This is a genomic window from Arthrobacter sp. SPG23 (assembly GCF_000876655.1).
In the GTDB taxonomy this organism is placed as follows: Bacteria; Actinomycetota; Actinomycetes; order Actinomycetales; family Micrococcaceae; genus Arthrobacter.
The window spans coordinates 66,360-81,518 of the sequence record NZ_JYCN01000017.1; the positions used below are offsets into that span (position 1 = coordinate 66,360).

At 65.8% G+C, this 15,159-nt stretch carries 14 protein-coding genes; 10 read left to right on the plus strand and 4 right to left on the minus strand.

Translation table 11 applies throughout. The annotated features are described in order from the left end of the window. Positions 1–120: 120 nt before the first annotated feature. Positions 121–1,323 (plus strand): thiolase family protein, encoded by a 1,203-nt coding sequence (locus tag TV39_RS10155; protein WP_043481228.1) that lies wholly within the window; start codon positions 121–123, stop codon positions 1,321–1,323. 113 nt (positions 1,324–1,436) lie between these two features. On the opposite strand, the gene TV39_RS10160 is transcribed toward TV39_RS10155, so the two are convergent. The 3 genes from TV39_RS10160 to TV39_RS10170 form a co-directional block, all read right to left on the minus strand. Then, positions 1,437–2,441 carry a PDR/VanB family oxidoreductase gene (locus tag TV39_RS10160; RefSeq protein WP_043481231.1) on the minus strand — a complete coding sequence of 335 codons (1,005 nt, stop codon included), beginning with the start codon at positions 2,439–2,441 and terminating at the stop codon, positions 1,437–1,439. Positions 2,442–2,485: 44 nt separating this feature from the next. After that, positions 2,486–3,583, minus strand: coding sequence for an aromatic ring-hydroxylating dioxygenase subunit alpha (locus TV39_RS10165; RefSeq protein WP_442853491.1), 1,098 nt, complete (start codon positions 3,581–3,583; stop codon positions 2,486–2,488). A gap of 78 nt (positions 3,584–3,661) precedes the next feature. Then, complete coding sequence (locus TV39_RS10170) at positions 3,662–4,243, minus strand: PadR family transcriptional regulator (RefSeq protein ID WP_043481234.1); 582 nt, start codon at positions 4,241–4,243, stop codon at positions 3,662–3,664. A 256-nt stretch (positions 4,244–4,499) separates the two neighbouring features. On the opposite strand from TV39_RS10170, the gene TV39_RS10175 reads away from it, so the two are divergent. Continuing rightward, positions 4,500–5,843 carry an MFS transporter gene (locus TV39_RS10175; protein WP_043481237.1) on the plus strand — a complete coding sequence of 448 codons (1,344 nt, stop codon included), beginning with the start codon at positions 4,500–4,502 and terminating at the stop codon, positions 5,841–5,843. A 108-nt stretch (positions 5,844–5,951) separates the two neighbouring features. Here TV39_RS10175 and TV39_RS10180 read toward each other — a convergent pair whose 3' ends face one another. Next, positions 5,952–6,425, minus strand: a complete 474-nt coding sequence (locus TV39_RS10180; RefSeq protein WP_043481239.1) for a GNAT family N-acetyltransferase — start codon at positions 6,423–6,425, stop codon at positions 5,952–5,954. A gap of 230 nt (positions 6,426–6,655) precedes the next feature. Between TV39_RS10180 and TV39_RS10185 the strand changes: the two genes are divergently transcribed. The 8 genes from TV39_RS10185 (at position 6,656) to TV39_RS10220 (ending at position 15,148) form a co-directional block, all read left to right on the plus strand. Then, a complete protein-coding gene (locus TV39_RS10185) occupies positions 6,656–7,240 on the plus strand; it encodes an adenylate kinase (RefSeq protein WP_200890998.1) in 585 nt (194 codons plus the stop codon). 164 nt (positions 7,241–7,404) lie between these two features. Beyond that, positions 7,405–8,199, plus strand: a complete 795-nt coding sequence (locus TV39_RS10190; protein WP_043481244.1) for an IclR family transcriptional regulator — start codon at positions 7,405–7,407, stop codon at positions 8,197–8,199. 151 nt (positions 8,200–8,350) lie between these two features. Further along, a complete protein-coding gene (locus TV39_RS10195; RefSeq protein ID WP_043481247.1) occupies positions 8,351–9,628 on the plus strand; it encodes a cytochrome P450 in 1,278 nt (425 codons plus the stop codon). 4 nt (positions 9,629–9,632) lie between these two features. Next, positions 9,633–10,712 (plus strand): PEP/pyruvate-binding domain-containing protein, encoded by a 1,080-nt coding sequence (locus tag TV39_RS10200; protein WP_043481250.1) that lies wholly within the window; start codon positions 9,633–9,635, stop codon positions 10,710–10,712. A 63-nt stretch (positions 10,713–10,775) separates the two neighbouring features. Then, positions 10,776–12,662: a PEP-utilizing enzyme gene (locus tag TV39_RS10205; protein ID WP_043481259.1), complete on the plus strand. Its 1,887-nt coding sequence runs from the start codon at positions 10,776–10,778 to the stop codon at positions 12,660–12,662. After that, positions 12,655–13,440, plus strand: a complete 786-nt coding sequence (locus TV39_RS10210; RefSeq protein WP_200890995.1) for an SDR family NAD(P)-dependent oxidoreductase — start codon at positions 12,655–12,657, stop codon at positions 13,438–13,440. The genes TV39_RS10205 and TV39_RS10210 overlap by 8 nt, the downstream gene beginning before the upstream one ends. A 47-nt stretch (positions 13,441–13,487) precedes the next feature. Further along, positions 13,488–13,808 (plus strand): 2Fe-2S iron-sulfur cluster-binding protein, encoded by a 321-nt coding sequence (locus TV39_RS10215; protein ID WP_043481262.1) that lies wholly within the window; start codon positions 13,488–13,490, stop codon positions 13,806–13,808. A 2-nt stretch (positions 13,809–13,810) separates the two neighbouring features. Beyond that, on the plus strand, positions 13,811–15,148 hold the full coding sequence (locus tag TV39_RS10220) for an NAD(P)/FAD-dependent oxidoreductase (RefSeq protein ID WP_200890996.1): 1,338 nt from the start codon (positions 13,811–13,813) through the stop codon (positions 15,146–15,148). Positions 15,149–15,159 lie beyond the last annotated feature (11 nt).

Sequence of the window (15,159 nt, forward strand, 5' to 3'; positions counted from 1 at the left end):
GCGAGGTCGCCCACGCGGCCGCCCCGCCCAACTAGCTCGCAGTTAATGTCGTGAAAGACGAGTTTCACGACATTAACTGCTACCTAGTTGGGATTATCAGACGGAATTAGAGGATTAGTTATGAATGACGCTTTTGTGTACGACGCCGTGCGCACGCCTTTTGGGAAGTTCGGCTCCGGCCTTGCCGCTGTCCGCCCGGATGACCTCGCCGGGCATGTGATCGGTGAGATCGTCAAGCGCGCGCCGAAGCTCGATGTGGAGCGGATCGACGAGGTCGTGTTCGGCAACGCGAACGGCGCGGGTGAGGAGAACCGCAACGTGGCCCGGATGGGCACGCTGCTGGCGGGGTTGCCGGTCTCGATCCCTGGCACCACGGTGAACCGGCTGTGCGGGTCGTCGCTGGACGCGGCGATCATCGCTTCCCGGCAGGTGAACGCCGGGGACGCGGAGCTGATGCTGATCGGCGGTGCCGAGTCGATGTCCCGGGCGCCGTGGGTGCTGCCGAAAACGGAGAAGCCCTACCCGGCCGGGGACCTGAACCTGGCTTCCACCACGCTGGGCTGGCGGCTGGTGAACAAGGCGATGCCGAAGGACTGGACCATCTCCCTGGGCGAGGCCACCGAGCGTTTGGCCCAGAAGTACGGGGTCACCCGCGAGGCGCAGGATGAGTTCTCCGCGAACTCCCACAACCTGGCCGCCGCGGCCTGGGACGAGGGGTTCTATGACAACCTGGTGGCGCCGGTGCCGGGCACGGACCTGGTCCGGGACGAGGGGATCCGGGCCGGGTCTTCGGCGGAGAAGCTCGCCGGGCTCAAGACGGTGTTCCGGACCGAGAACGGCACGGTCACCGCGGGGAACGCGTCCCCGCTTTCGGACGGCGCGTCCGCGGCGTGGATCGGGTCGGAGAACGCCGCCGGGATGCTGGGCATGGAGCCGTTGGCGCGGATCGCGGGCCGCGGTGCGCACGCGAACGATCCGCAGTTTTTCGGCTACGCCCCGGTGGAGGCTGCGAACAAAGCCCTCGCAAAGGCCGGGATCGGCTGGGACCAGGTGGGCGCCGTCGAACTGAATGAAGCGTTCGCCGCGCAGTCCCTGGCCTGCATCAACGCCTGGGGGATCGATCACGCAATTGTGAACCGGCACGGCGGCGCGATCGCGATGGGGCACCCGCTCGGTGCTTCCGGCGGGCGCATCCTGGGCACCCTGGCCCGGTCGCTGCAGGCCACGGGTGAACGCTGGGGCGTCGCCGCGATCTGCATCGGCGTCGGCCAGGGCCTCGCCGTCGTCCTCGAAAACGTCACCGCCGCTGCGAAGGGGGCATGAATACGTGACTGCACTCTTCGGCGAGGCCGTCCCGGTTGTTAGTCCAGGGGATAGGTCAAGGAACTTGTGGGTCTCGGGCCGGGTCAGCGCCGGCCGCCTCCAGGCGTGGTCGTTTAGACGTCTATGGTGACGACGGCGCGTTCCCCGGCTGCGTCCGCCCGGGAGCCGGTCTCAGAGCTCACTGCCCGCGAGACGCAGCAGCACATCTTCGCCGCGGCGTGCTGCTGACGCTCGCTGTAGAACACGTCCCGGTGGTCCACCGTGCCCTGCAGCCCCAGCAGCCGCACTTCGCAGAGTCCGCATTCGCCCTTGCGGCAATCGAACATCATGTCCACTCCGGCGCCCTCGAGCGCTTCCAGCATCGACTGGGCGGGCCCGACTGTCGTCTCCACGCCCAGCCGCGGCACGCGGACGACAAATTCCTCCGGGTCGAACCACCCGCTGTTGCCGAAGGTCTCGTACCTCAGGTTGGGGACGCTCAGCCCGCGCGCGTCCCAGCCGCGTTTCACCGCGTCCATCAGCCGAATGGGTCCGCACATGTAGAGCTCAGTGTGCGGATCCACCGCTGCCAGCAACTCATCGACCTTCAGCGCCGTGCCCTCGTCATCCACGTGCACCCGCAGCGCGTCGCCGTGGAGCGTTTCCAGCTGGGGCAGGTAGGCCATGGCGGCCCGGCTGCGGCCGGCGTACACGAGGGTGTAGTCCGCCTTGATGTTGCGCAGTACCCGGGCCATGTTGACCATCGCGGTGATGCCGATGCCTCCGGCCAGGAGCACGTAGCGCTGGGCGCCCACCCGGAGCGGGAAGTTCTGCAGTGGCTGGGTGATCTCAAGCTGGTCCCCGACCTCTAGCCCCTGCATGAAGACCGATCCGCCCCGCGACTGCGGTGCCTGAAAGACGCTGATGGCCACCTGCAGGCCGTCCTCGCTGGAATCCACCACGGAGTAGGAACGCTTATGGAGTTCTCCGTCTATCGTGACCATGACGTCGATGTGCGAGCCCGGCTCCGCCTTCTTTGGTTGTGACTGGGACAGGACCAGTCGCCGGGTTTCGGCGGTGATGGCCTCGGCTTCGACGACTGTTCCGGTCTGCCAAACTTCAATGTTCGTTGCTGCCATGACTATCTTCTTACTTCTCGCTGGGCTGGACGGGTCTGGGTCGGTTAGACGGTGGGTATGAGCCGGCCCTCTGCGGCAAGTTGGCGCTCGATCAGCCTTCGGACCCACATCCCGCCGGCATCGATATTGAGGTTGTAGAACTCGTAGTCCGGGTTCGCGTCAATCGCCGCCTGCTGCGCCTTAAGCATCGCCTCGTCCTCGCCGAAGACGCCGTTGACGCCGTTGCGAAGCTGGGTGGTGATCAACTGGCTGTCCAGCCGGTAGTTGCGCATGAAAGCCCAGAAGTAGTGGCAGGTCTTGGCGGTTTCGGGGGAGATGGTGTTCATGACGAAGCCGTTCACGCCCTGGCTGCGGTCGCCTTCCGGCGCCCCCGTGCCGGCCTTCGCGACGCCGACGTCGATGTTGATGGTCGACGGCGACTGGAAGGTGATGATCTGCCAGCGGTCCACCTTGCCCTCGAAGCCCGGGAACTTGTCGCGCATGTTCTTGAGCCAGAACGGCGGCGCGTCGATGTCGAGCATCCAGCGGGACACGGTGACGGTGTTGCCGTCCTGGGTCACCTTGAAATCGGACTCGCTCAGTTCGTCCTGCCCGATCGAGGAAGAATGGACGAATTCCTCGTGGGTGAGGTCCATCAGGTTGTCCAGCACCAGCTGGTAGTTGCACGGGGCAAAGATGGTCTCGCCGTCGCCGGCCCACTCATCCGAACTCATCTGGTGCATGTCCGGGACGAGGGTGGGGTCGGCCTGGGTCGGATCGCCCAGCCAGACCCAGACATACCGGTACCGTTCGATCACCGGGAAGGACGGCACCGTGGCGCTCGGGTTGATGGTTTCCTGCGCCGGCATGGAGACGCAGCGGCCGGCGGAGTTGTAGACAATCCCGTGATACGGGCACTGGATCTCATCCTTTGCGAGCGTCTTGCCCATGGAGAGTGGAGCCAGCCGGTGCCAGCAGGCATCCGCCAGCGCTACCGCCTTGCCGTCTTCCGTGCGGTAGAGGGCGAGCGGCCGGTCCGCGATGCGCCGGGACATCGGTTTGCGGGTCACCTCATGGTCCCAGGCGGCCACGTACCAGGCATTGAGCGGGTACCCGAGCACTTTGTTGGTTGTCGAACTTAGGGACTGCATCATCGCGGTCATGTCATTCCTTCGCTATATCTATCTACATAGTTAGTGGCCTGGATCACAGCATAACTATGTTGATAGATAGTGGCAAGGTCAAGACTCGAGTTTGTCGATCAGCTCGAGGCCCCGCCGTGCCCACTCGATCTCAGCTTTGGCGCGTTCGATCATCCCTTCGTAGGTGAAGATCTTGTAGCCGGAAATCTTGGCCCTGTCGGCGTCCGGGGCCGTCTCGAGGCGGGCCGCCAGGATGGGATTACTCCTGTCCTTCAGGGCGTCAATCATCTCCTGCCACTGCTGCGCGCGGGATGAGTGGTAGGCGATGTGGGCCTGCATCTGCGCCCGCGCGGCGTCAGGCTCGGCCCACTCCAGGTATGCCGCCTTGAGGTGGATCGGATCCCGCTCGCGGGTGTAGTCGAGGGTGGTGTTGACCCATGCCCGAAATGCCTCAACGCCCTCCGGCGTGATGTGGTACCGCTTCTTCTTGCCTTTCTTCCCCCAGGTCTCCTCGACTCCTCGCAGCAGTCCATCTTTTTCCATCCGGCGGAGCTCGGGATAGATCTGCGAGTCGGGTGCATGCCACACGTATCCGACCGATTGTTCGAAATGCTTCAAAACGTCATAGCCCGTCAGGGGCTGGGACGTCAGCAGTGCCAGCAGTGCATAGCGCAGGCTCATATGCCACCGATCCTCTCCGTGAGGGCCCGCGCGCCGCAGCGCGGCGCGGAGCCCGACTTCCGTAGCGCTCTTGTCAACTAACTATGTTCATAGTTAGGCTGTGTCTTACGCCACATCTAGCTATCAGTATAGATAGTTGCCCTGCAGCCGGCCTTCGCTGACGAAGTTCGGCGGCGGCCCCGAGTGGCGCACGATGCCCCTCGGCACACAACTTTGCACCCGCCCGGACTGTCCGCGGCCTCCAGAAAGTAGTTCCATGCAACTCCAAGAACGCATCGACGCGTCCCGCATGTCCCCGTACCAATGGCTGATCGTCGGACTGTGCATCATCCTCAACGCCCTCGACGGCTTCGACGTCCTGGCCATGGCCTTCACGGCCAACAGTGTGACCCGCGAGTTCGGCCTCAGTGGTGCCGAGCTGGGGGTCCTGCTCAGTTCCGGTCTGGTCGGCATGGCCATCGGATCCCTGGGCCTGGCTCCCTTCGCCGACGTCATCGGACGGCGGCCGATGGTCCTGGTTTCCGTGGGTCTCGCAACAGCCGGCATGCTGCTCGCCTCCCTGGCGCACTCTGCAATGGAGCTGGGAATCTGGCGCGTCGTCACGGGCCTGGGGATCGGCGGCATCCTGGCCTGCACCAACGTGATTGCCAGCGAGTACTCCTCCAAGCGGTGGCGCGGACTCGCCATCAGCATCTACACGGCCGGCTACGGCATTGGCGCGACCCTGGGCGGTGCCGCCGCGGTTTCCTTGCAGGCAAACTTCGGCTGGCGCTCGGTCTTCGTCTTTGGCGGCATCTGCACCGGCGTCGTCCTGGCCCTGCTCGCGTTCCTGCTGCCGGAGTCGGTGGACTTCCTGACCAGCCGCCGTCCCCGAAACGTCCTTGACCGCCTCAACAAGATTGCCCGCAAGATCGGACAGCCTGAAGTGGCGGAGATCCCCGCCCCCGCCGCAGTTGCGCAGCGCAGGAACAAGCTCTCCGAACTGTTCACGGCCGGCAACCGCCGCTCCACATGGCTCGTCTGGCTGGCCTTCTTCGCCACCATGTTCGGGTTCTACTTCGTGAACAGCTGGACGCCGCGGCTCCTTGTCACCGCCGGCATGACCGAAAGCCAGGGCGTCATCGGCGGCCTCATGCTCACCCTTGGCGGCACCTTCGGCTCCCTGCTCTACGGACTGCTGACCGTCCGCTGGAACAGCCGCAAAGTGATGATCGCCTTCGCCGTGCTCTCGGCGGCCACCATGGTGGTCTTCATTTCCACCGCCGGCATCCTTGCCCTGGCGTTTGTCGCGGGCGGCGTGGTGGGCATGCTGATCAACGGCTGCATTGCAGGCATGTACACCATCACCCCGGCCCTGTACGGCGCGTCCGTCCGCAGTACCGGCGTCGGCTGGGCAATCGGCATCGGCCGTGTCGGCGCCATCGTGGCCCCGCTTATCACCGGCGCCTTGCTGGACGCACACTGGACGGCGTCCATGCTCTACATGGGTGTAGGTGCTGTGGTTCTCGTGGCAGCAGGCGCCGTCGCGGCGATGCGTCCGGCGCGGCAAGAGAGCGGCGCTGACCACAGCATGGAGGAGGAAGCTGACGTCCCGGTCTGACAGGTCTGGGCGTGGCACCGATTGCTTTGCGCACCGTGTTCGGCGGAGCGCCTCGCGCAGAGGTGGCCATAAGCGGCCCGCGGCCACCTTCGGTTGCCACCTGCCTGTTCAGAGGCGGAGTTCCATGAAAACGCTGTTCGGATCCAGGGCGTAGTCGGCAAAGGGCGGGCATTCGGAGAATCCGTTGCGGGCGTACAGGCGCCGTGCGGGAGCGAAATAATCTTCTGTTCCCGTCTCAAGGTAAAGGCGCCCGTAGTGCCTGCTTCGGGCTTCGTCCACGATATGCCTGAGCATCAGGGTGGCGACGCCGCGCCCCCGTGCGCCTGCCGTGGTGCGCATGGACTTGATTTCGCCGTGCTTCGTTGAACCGGGCCGGGAATTGAGGAGTTTGAGCGCGCCGCACCCGAGGAGCGCGCCTTCCTCGCGGGCGGTCCAGAACGTGATTGAGGGGCCGCACAGCGCTGAATGATCCAGTGCGTGCACACTGTCGGCCGGCGAGGTGGCGAACATGTCGGCCAGGTGTTCGCTCAGGAGCTGGTGGACATCCGGGCGCGCGGGGTCGTCGCGGTCAATGTGAATCATCGCCCTAAATTTACCGGCCGCCCCACGTAATACGCCACGTGGACGCCGCCGCTCACTGCACCAGCACTACCGGTAGCAGCACAAAGGGCCAGGGGACGACGGCGGGGATCCTCCGCCGTCGTACTCTGCTGTCAGGCACCGATGCAGCCCGGCCGCAACCCCCGGATCAGTAGCATCGGGCCAGGACGAAGACGTCCATATAACCAGCAAAGGAATATTGAATGACGAGAATGCTGATTATTGGTCCGCCCGGTTCCGGCAAGGGAACCCAGGCGGAACGGATCTCAGGACGCCTCGGCGTAGTGGCGATTTCCACCGGAGACATCTTCCGCGCCAACGTCAAGGGCGGGACACCGCTGGGCGTGGAAGCCCGGAAGTACATGGATAACGGAGACTTCGTGCCGGACAGCGTCACGAATGAAATGGTGCGGAACCGCCTCAGCCAGGACGACGCCAAAGAGGGCTTCCTGCTGGACGGCTACCCGCGCACCGTGGCGCAGGTGGAGTACCTCGACGGAATCCTCGCGGCCGGCGACCAGAAACTTGGCGTGGTGCTCCAGCTGACCGCGGACGACGAGGAACTGGTCTCCCGGCTGCTGGGGCGGGCCAAGGAAACAGGCCGGAGCGACGACAACGAAAGCGTCATCCGCCACCGGCTGGACCTGTACCACCAGCAGACGGAGGCGGTGGTGGCCCAGTATGCCGGCCGCGGGATCCTCTCCCGGGTGGACGGGATCGGCGGCGTCGGGGAGGTCACCGACAGAATTCTGGCCAGCATCGATGACCTGCTCAGGGTGCCGGTCCGCGGACAGTAGAACAGCAAAGGCGGGAGGACGACGGCGGGTGGCACCGCCGTCGTCCTCCAGCCTTTTGCGTCCCCGGCCTGTTGTGCCCCGGACGCGGACTAGACTCTGATCGGACTGCCGGGAGGCGGCCCGCACTATGCAAAGCAATGGGCAAGTACCGGATAAGGAGCACCATGGCCGGAGGCAGCCGCGAACCCGGCAGGACCGTGACCTCGAAGGTCCTCTCCATCCTGGAAGCCTTCGAAAAGTCCCGGGGTGCCCTCAGCCTGACCGGCATTGCCGAAAGAACGGGGCTGCCGCTGAGCACCGCCCACCGCCTGGTCAACGAGCTCACCGACTGGGGACTCCTCTCCCGCGAACCCAACGGCCGCTACCAGCTGGGCATCCGGCTCTGGGAGCTCGCCCAGAACACCGGCAGGCAGCTCCGCGACGCGGCCCGGCCCTTCGTCCAGGACCTGTTTTCACTCACGGGCGAAACCGCGCACCTGGCGGTCCGGGCCGGCCACGAGGTGCTCTACATCGACCGGGTCTACGGCTCCAGGCGCGTGCCCCGTGCCGGTCGGGTGGGCGGCCGGCTTCCCATGCACGCGACCGCCGTCGGAAAAGTCATCCTCGCCTTCGAGGAGGACTGGGTCCGTGACGCCTACCTGAACCGGCAGCTGGAACGGCACACCGCGCACACCCACGTGGACCCCAAGCAGCTGGCCGCAGAGCTGACCCGGATCCACGAGCAGGGCTACGCCACCACCTTGGAGGAAGTCCGGCTGGGATCCTGCTCGATTGCCGTCCCGGTCTTCCATACCGGCAGGATCGGAGCGTCGATCGGCCTTGTGCTACCCGCCGACCAGGCCGCCACGATGACCCGGCACCTTCCTGTCCTGCGGGGAATCGCCGCCCAGATTGAGCGCGCCACCGCCCGGATCCCGCTGGAAACTCTGTTGGGCAGCCACGCCGCGCTTACCGACTGACCAGGTTTTCCCCCCGGCGGGCCCGCAAAATAACTGGCTTCCGCTCAGTGGAAGAAGTCCGGCCGTCAATGAGTGATGGGGGCCACACTGGTGAATAAGAACCCCGGCATGCACTGGCGCTGCCGGCGGGACCGAAAACCAAGGAGCTTAGATGTCACCCTCGACGGAAACGGCCGGCCGCTGTCCCTTTGGACACGGCGCCGAAGCACCCGCAGGGCACCACGGCTACGAGCCGTTCCAGATGAAGGATCCCTTCCCGGCCTATGCCGAACTCCGGGCCGAACAGCCCGTCATGTTCGACGAGCGGGTGGGCCTTTATGTCGTCTCCCGCTATGACGACATCAAGGCCGTCTTCGAGGACTGGGAGACCTTCTCCAGCGAAAACGCCCAGGCCCCCGTCCGCGAACGCGGCCCTGCAGCGAAGAAGATCATGGAAGACGGCGGATTCACGGCCTACTCGGGCCTGTCCGCCCGGCGCCCGCCGGAGCACACCCGCATCCGCGCCGTGGTCCAAAAGGCCTTCACGCCCCGCCGCTACAAGGCACTGGAACCGTTCATCCGGCAGAACGTCGTTGAACTGCTCGAAAAGATGCTGGCCCGCCCGGAACACCGCGGCGACATGGTCAAGGACCTCGCCTACGACGTGCCCACGATCACCATCCTCACCCTCATTGGCGCGGACGTCTCCCAGGTGGACACCTTCAAGCGCTGGAGCGACTCCCGCGCCGCGATGACCTGGGGCGACCTCAGCGACGAGGAACAGATCCCGCACGCCCACAACCTCGTGGAGTACTGGCAGGAATGCCTCCGCCTGGTCCAGGTGGCCCACGAGGAAGGCGGCGACAACCTCACCGCGGACCTGGTGAAGTCGCAACAGGAAGGCGCCGAGATCTCCGACCACGAGATCGCCTCCGTCCTCTACAGCCTGCTGTTCGCCGGCCACGAGACCACCACCACGCTGATCTCCAACGCCCTCCGCGAGCTCCTGGCCCGGCCCGGGCAGTGGAAGCATCTCGTCGAGGACCCCAAGAAGATCCCCGCCGCCATCGACGAAGTCCTTCGCTATGCCGGCTCGATCGTCGGCTGGCGCCGCAAGGCCCTCAAAGACACCGAAGTGGGCGGCGTCGCCGTCGAAGAAGGCGCGCAGCTGCTGCTCCTGATGGGCTCAGCCAACCGCGACGAGAACAAGTTCGACGCCGGTGAGGACTTCGACATCACCCGCCCCAACGCCCGCGAGCACCTCTCCTTCGGGTTCGGCATCCACTACTGCCTGGGCAACATGCTCGCCAAGCTCCAGGCCAAGATTGCCCTCGAGGAAGTGGCGCGGCTCGCCCCGGAGCTGCAGCTGGAGGAGCCGGAAGCCATCACCTTCCGCGAAAACCTTTCCTTCCGCGTCCCCGAGACCGTCCCCGTCAGCTGGAAGGCCTGAAAACATGCAAAGCAACGACTACGTCCAGTTCTTCGACGGCGGCATTGAACCCAGGCTCGAGACCCTCGGCGGCAAGGGCGCCTCGCTGGTCACCATGACCTCCGCCGGCATGCCCGTCCCGCCCGGCTTCGTGGTGACCACGGCCCAGTTCGACGCCTTTATGGCGGAAGCCGGCATCACCCGGGACATCCATGAGCTCTTGGCCGGACTGGACCCCGAGGACATGTCCCAGGTGGACAAGGTCTCCGCCGCCATCCGTGAGGACATCCGCTCACGCCCCGTGCCGCAAGCGATGCGCGAGTTCACGGTAGGCGCCTACGAGGCCCTGATGTCCCGCTTCGAGGCGCCGGTCCCGGTAGCCGTCCGCTCCAGTGCCACCGCGGAGGACCTTCCGGACGCCTCCTTCGCCGGCCAGCAGGACACCTACCTCTGGCTCGAGGGCGTGAAGGCCGTCACCGAGCACATCCGGCAGTGCTGGGCCTCGCTCTTCACCTCCCGTGCCATCATCTACCGGCTCAAGAACAACATCCCCAACGAGGGCCTCTCCATGGCGGTCGTGGTGCAGAAGATGGTCAACGCCCGCGTCTCCGGCGTCGCCATCACCATGGATCCCACCAACGGCGACCGCTCCAAGATCACCATCGACTCCTCCTACGGGGTGGGGGAGATGGTGGTCTCCGGCCAGGTCACGCCGGACAACATCAAGCTGGACAAGGTCACCCTGGCCGTCATCTCCGAACACCTCGGCGACAAGCACGCCGAACTCGTCCCGGATGCCGCCGCCGGCCGCCTGGTGGAACGGGAAGTCGACGACGAACGCCGCGGCCGCCGCAGCCTCAGCGACGCCGAACTCACCTCGGTTGCGCAGATGGCCAAGCGCGCGGAGAAGCACTACAAGTGCCCGCAGGACATCGAATGGGCCCTCGACGCGGACCTGCCCGACGGCGAAAACCTGCTCCTGCTGCAGTCCCGCCCGGAAACCGTGCACTCGTCCAAGGCATCCACCCACACCGCTCCGCAGCCGGTGGTTTCCGGCGGCTACTTCAGCGGATTCAGTGCCGGCACGCTCAAGCCGTCCATCTAGCACCCCTGTTATTCCGCCCTCCCACCAGGGGCTCAACGCCGAGCCCGTATTGAAAGGACCGCCATGTCCCTGAAGTCCTTCCCCAAACCCTCCGAGCTTGCGGTCCCCGCCGGCGCCGAGGGCTGGGAAAAGATCTACCCGTATTACCTGGTCTTCCAGGACAAGCTCAAGGAACAGGAGGACGCCAAGTTCTGGTTCTGCGACAGCCAGCACTGGCCCACGGTGTTCAAGCCCTTCGAGACTATCGGCGGCGAGTTCGCGGTCAAGTGCCTGGGCCAGTACAACGCCCGGCACCTGATGATCCCCAACGCCAACGGCATTGAGTTCCGCGTCCACCTGGGCTACCTCTACATGTCGCCCATTCCGGTGCCTGAAGACCAGATCGCCGCCCGCGTGCCGCTGTTCGAACAGCGCGTGGGCCACTACTTCCAGAACTGGGACCAGCTGCTCAAGCAGTGGCACGTCAAGGTCAAGGGCACCATCGATGAGATGGAAACCATCTCCTTCCCCAAGCTTCCGGACATGGTCCCGATGGAGGACATCCTCTCCGGCAAGGGCAAGGACGGCTCCGAGAAGCTGCTGGAAAGCTACGACCGGCTGATCCAGCTGGCCTACCAGAACTGGCAGTACCACTTCGAGTTCCTCAACCTGGGCTACATCGCCTACCTGGACTTCTTCAACTTCTGCAAACAGGTCTTCCCCAACATCCCGGACCAGTCCATCGCGACCATGGTGCAGGGCGTGGATATGGAGCTCTTCCGCCCGGATGACGAACTCAAGCAGCTCGCCAAACTCGCCGTCGAACTGCGGCTGCAGCCGCATTTCAGCAACACGGACGACGTCGACGCCACCTTGAGTGCCGTCGCCGCCGCTCCGGGCGGGGACCGCTGGACCGCCCAGTACGAGGCCGCCAAGGACCCGTGGTTCAACTTCACCGTGGGCAACGGCTTCTACGGGCACGACAAGTACTGGAACGAGCACCAGGAAATCCCGCTGGGCTACATCGCGGACTACATCCGGCGCGTGGACGAGGGCCAGGAAATCATGCGTCCCGTCGAGGCCCTGATCATCGAACGCGACCGCATCATCGAGGAATACCGGGACCTGCTGGAAGGCGAAAACCAGGCGCTCTTTGACGCCAAGCGGGGACTCGCCGCCACCGCCTACCCGTATGTGGAGAACCACAACTTCTACATCGAGCACTGGACCATGGGCGTCTTCTGGCGCAAGATCCGGGAACTCAGCCGCATGATGCAGGCCGAGGGATTCTGGACCGAACCGGACGACCTGCTCTACCTGGGCCGCAACGAGGTCCGTGACGCGCTCTTCGACCTGGTCACCGGCTGGGGCGTCGGCGCCAAGCCGATCGGCCCGGACTACTGGCCGGAGGAGATTGAACGCCGCCGCGGGATCGTGGATGCGCTCAAGACCGCCCGCCCGGCCCCGGCGCTGAACACGCCGCCGGAAATCATCACCGAACCCTTCACCCGGATGCTCTGGGGCATCACCACCGAACAGGTCCAGCAGTGGCTGGGCGCAGGCGTTGCGGTGGAAGGCGGCGGCCTGCGCGGCATGGCAGCCTCGCCCGGCGTCGTCGAAGGCCTGGCCCGCGTGGTCACCGACGCGGACCAGCTCTCCGAGGTGCAGCAGGGCGAAATCCTGGTCGCCACGGTCACGGCACCGTCCTGGGGCCCGATCTTCGGAAAGATCAAAGCCACGGTCACGGACATCGGCGGCATGATGAGCCACGCAGCGATCGTCTGCCGCGAGTACGGCCTCCCGGCTGTGACCGGCACCGGCTCGGCGTCCACCACGATCAAAACCGGCCAGCGGCTGCGCGTGGACGGCACCAAGGGCACGGTCCAGATCCTCGACGCGCTGATTCCCGATGCCGGGGATCCGGAGCTGCTTGTCGCCGGCCCCGGGGCGCACAGCCACAGCCATGTCTGACGCGACCATCCCCGCCATGGAAGATGCGGCAGGGCAGCCTGCCCGCACCGTCCTGATCACCGGTGCCGCCGGCGGCCTAGGCCGGGCGTTCGCGCTCGGCTTCGGCCGCCGCGGCTACCGCGTGGCGGTGGCGGACGTGAACCTCGACGGCGCGGAGGAAACGGTCAAGCTGGTCCTGGACACCGGGGCCGAGGCGGCCGCCTTCCACGCGGACGTCACCAGCGTGGACTCCACCGAGGCCCTTGCGAAAAGCTGCGCGGACTTCGGAAACGGGAGCATCGACGTCGTGCTTAATAACGCCGCCGTGTACGCGGGGGTGACCCGCAGCCCGTTCGAGGACATCGACCCGGCCGAATGGGACCTGGTGATGAACGTGAACCTCAAGGGCCCCTGGCTCGTCACCCGCGCCGCCAGTCCGTACCTGCGCGAAGGCGGGCGCGTCATCAACCTCTCCAGTGCCACGATCTTCAGCGGCTCGGAGCAGTGGATGCACTACGTCGCCTCCAAGGGCGGCGTGGTGGCCCTGACCCGGGTGATGGCCAAGGAATTGGGCCGGCGGGGGATTACCGTCAACGCGATCGCCCCCGGCTTCACCCTCACCGAGGCCAGCTACGGGCTGATGGAGAACGCCGAAAACTACGGCGTGGACCGCGGCGCCATCAAGCGGGCCAGCCAGCCGGAGGACATTGTGGGCGCGGCGCTCTTCCTGGCCGGGCCGGACAGTTCCTACTACACCGGCCAGACCATGGTGGTCGACGGCGGCCGCCAGTTCATCTGACTCTGCCCTACCTGCCAACTTTTCGACTTCAACCCCAAGGAGGACCAATGCCAACGGTTCACTTCACCGACGCCGACGGCGCCGTCCGCGACGTCCAGGGCAATCCCGGCGACTCCGTCATGGAAACCGCGGTGCGCAACGGCGTGCCCGGCATCGTGGCCGAATGCGGCGGATCGCTGTCCTGCGCCACCTGCCACGTCTTTGTCCGCGAGGACTGCCTCTCACAGCTCCCGCCGATGGAGGACATGGAGGACGAGATGCTCTACGGCACCGCCGTGGACCGCGAGGACAACTCCCGGCTGTCCTGCCAGCTCCGCCTGACCGACGAGCTCGAACTGTTCGTCACCACTCCCGAAACCCAGGTGTAGTGATGGGCGCCCATGCCGCCGCTGAACAGGCCTCCACCGGAGCGGCCGGCGCAGCCGGTACCGAAACTGACAGCCGAACCCGTACCGGCCTGCTGATCATCGGCGCCAGCCAGTCCGGAGTCCAGCTCGCCGTCTCATTGCGGGCGCTGGGCTTCGATGAGCACATCACGCTGCTCGGCGACGAGGACCACCGCCCCTACCAGCGCCCGGCCCTGTCCAAGGAGTTCCTGCAGGGCACGGTGGAGAGCGAATCGCTGATATTCCGCTCCAACGAGTACTGGACCGAACACAACGTGGACCTGGTGAAGGGCGAATACATCGTCAGGATCGACAAGGACGCCGACGGCTCCGGGGTGGCGCACTCCTCGTCAGGCATGCAGTTCCCCTTCAAACGCCTCGCCCTCACCGTAGGCGCCCGAGCCCGGAAATTGGAGATCGAAGGCGGGGACCTCGACGGCGTGCTGTACCTGCGCAACGCCGACGACGCCCTGGCACTCAAGGCCAGGGTGGGTGACGCCACCGATGTGGTGGTGATCGGCGGCGGATTCATCGGACTCGAAGCCGCCTCCAGCCTGCAGAAGATGGGCAAGAACGTCACCGTACTGGAATTCGGACCGCGGCTGGTGGGCCGCGCCGTCGGCGAGGAAACCGCCGAGTACTTCCTCCAGGCCCACCGTGCACGCGGCCTGGACATCCGGCTCAACACGAGCGCCAAACGCTTCACCGCGAAGGCCGCCGGAGACAACCGGCAGGCGGTCGCCGCCGTCGAACTCCAGGACGGCACGGTGCTGCCCGCGCAGATCGTGCTGGTGGGCATCGGGGTCATCCCCAACACCCAGCTGGCCGAACAGCTTGGCCTGAGCGTGGACAACGGGATCGTGGTGGACCGCTTCGCGCTGGCCTCGGACGGAACCACTGTGGCGATCGGCGACTGCGCCAACATGCCCAATCCTGTGCCCGGCTCGGAACCGGGCGAGCGGATCCGGCTGGAAAGCGTCAACAACGCGATCGAACACGCGAAGGTGGCTGCCTACTCGCTCACCGGCCGGCGTGAGGAATACGCCGGCATCCCGTGGTTCTGGTCCAACCAGGCCGACCTCAAACTGCAGATCGCCGGGCTGTGCAACGGCTATGACCAGACCGTGCTGCGGCGCGACGAGGAACGCGGCAAGTTCAGCGTCCTCTACTACCGCCAGGGACAGGTCATCGCCGCGGACTGCGTCAACGCCCCGCTGGACTTCATGGCGGTCAAGAATGCCCTGGCCAAGGGCCGGAACATCCCCGCCGACGCCGCCGCGGACCCGGCCACGCCCCTCAAGACAATCACCACGGACAGCTAGCCATCCCGGCC

Excerpts from the sequence above, each read along its gene's own strand:
- TV39_RS10160 (WP_043481231.1), bottom strand. The coding sequence starts at position 2,441 with ATGGCAGCAACGAACATTGAAGTTTGGCAGACCGGAACAGTCGTCGAA.
- TV39_RS10210 (WP_200890995.1), top strand. The coding sequence starts at position 12,655 with ATGTCTGACGCGACCATCCCCGCCATGGAAGATGCGGCAGGGCAGCCT.
- TV39_RS10180 (WP_043481239.1), bottom strand. The coding sequence starts at position 6,425 with ATGATTCACATTGACCGCGACGACCCCGCGCGCCCGGATGTCCACCAG.
- TV39_RS10170 (WP_043481234.1), bottom strand. The coding sequence starts at position 4,243 with ATGAGCCTGCGCTATGCACTGCTGGCACTGCTGACGTCCCAGCCCCTG.
- TV39_RS10155 (WP_043481228.1), top strand. The coding sequence starts at position 121 with ATGAATGACGCTTTTGTGTACGACGCCGTGCGCACGCCTTTTGGGAAG.
- TV39_RS10175 (WP_043481237.1), top strand. The coding sequence starts at position 4,500 with ATGCAACTCCAAGAACGCATCGACGCGTCCCGCATGTCCCCGTACCAA.
- TV39_RS10205 (WP_043481259.1), top strand. The coding sequence starts at position 10,776 with ATGTCCCTGAAGTCCTTCCCCAAACCCTCCGAGCTTGCGGTCCCCGCC.
- TV39_RS10165 (WP_442853491.1), bottom strand. The coding sequence starts at position 3,583 with ATGACCGCGATGATGCAGTCCCTAAGTTCGACAACCAACAAAGTGCTC.
- TV39_RS10195 (WP_043481247.1), top strand. The coding sequence starts at position 8,351 with ATGTCACCCTCGACGGAAACGGCCGGCCGCTGTCCCTTTGGACACGGC.
- TV39_RS10185 (WP_200890998.1), top strand. The coding sequence starts at position 6,656 with ATGCTGATTATTGGTCCGCCCGGTTCCGGCAAGGGAACCCAGGCGGAA.
- TV39_RS10200 (WP_043481250.1), top strand. The coding sequence starts at position 9,633 with ATGCAAAGCAACGACTACGTCCAGTTCTTCGACGGCGGCATTGAACCC.
- TV39_RS10215 (WP_043481262.1), top strand. The coding sequence starts at position 13,488 with ATGCCAACGGTTCACTTCACCGACGCCGACGGCGCCGTCCGCGACGTC.
- TV39_RS10190 (WP_043481244.1), top strand. The coding sequence starts at position 7,405 with ATGGCCGGAGGCAGCCGCGAACCCGGCAGGACCGTGACCTCGAAGGTC.
- TV39_RS10220 (WP_200890996.1), top strand. The coding sequence starts at position 13,811 with ATGGGCGCCCATGCCGCCGCTGAACAGGCCTCCACCGGAGCGGCCGGC.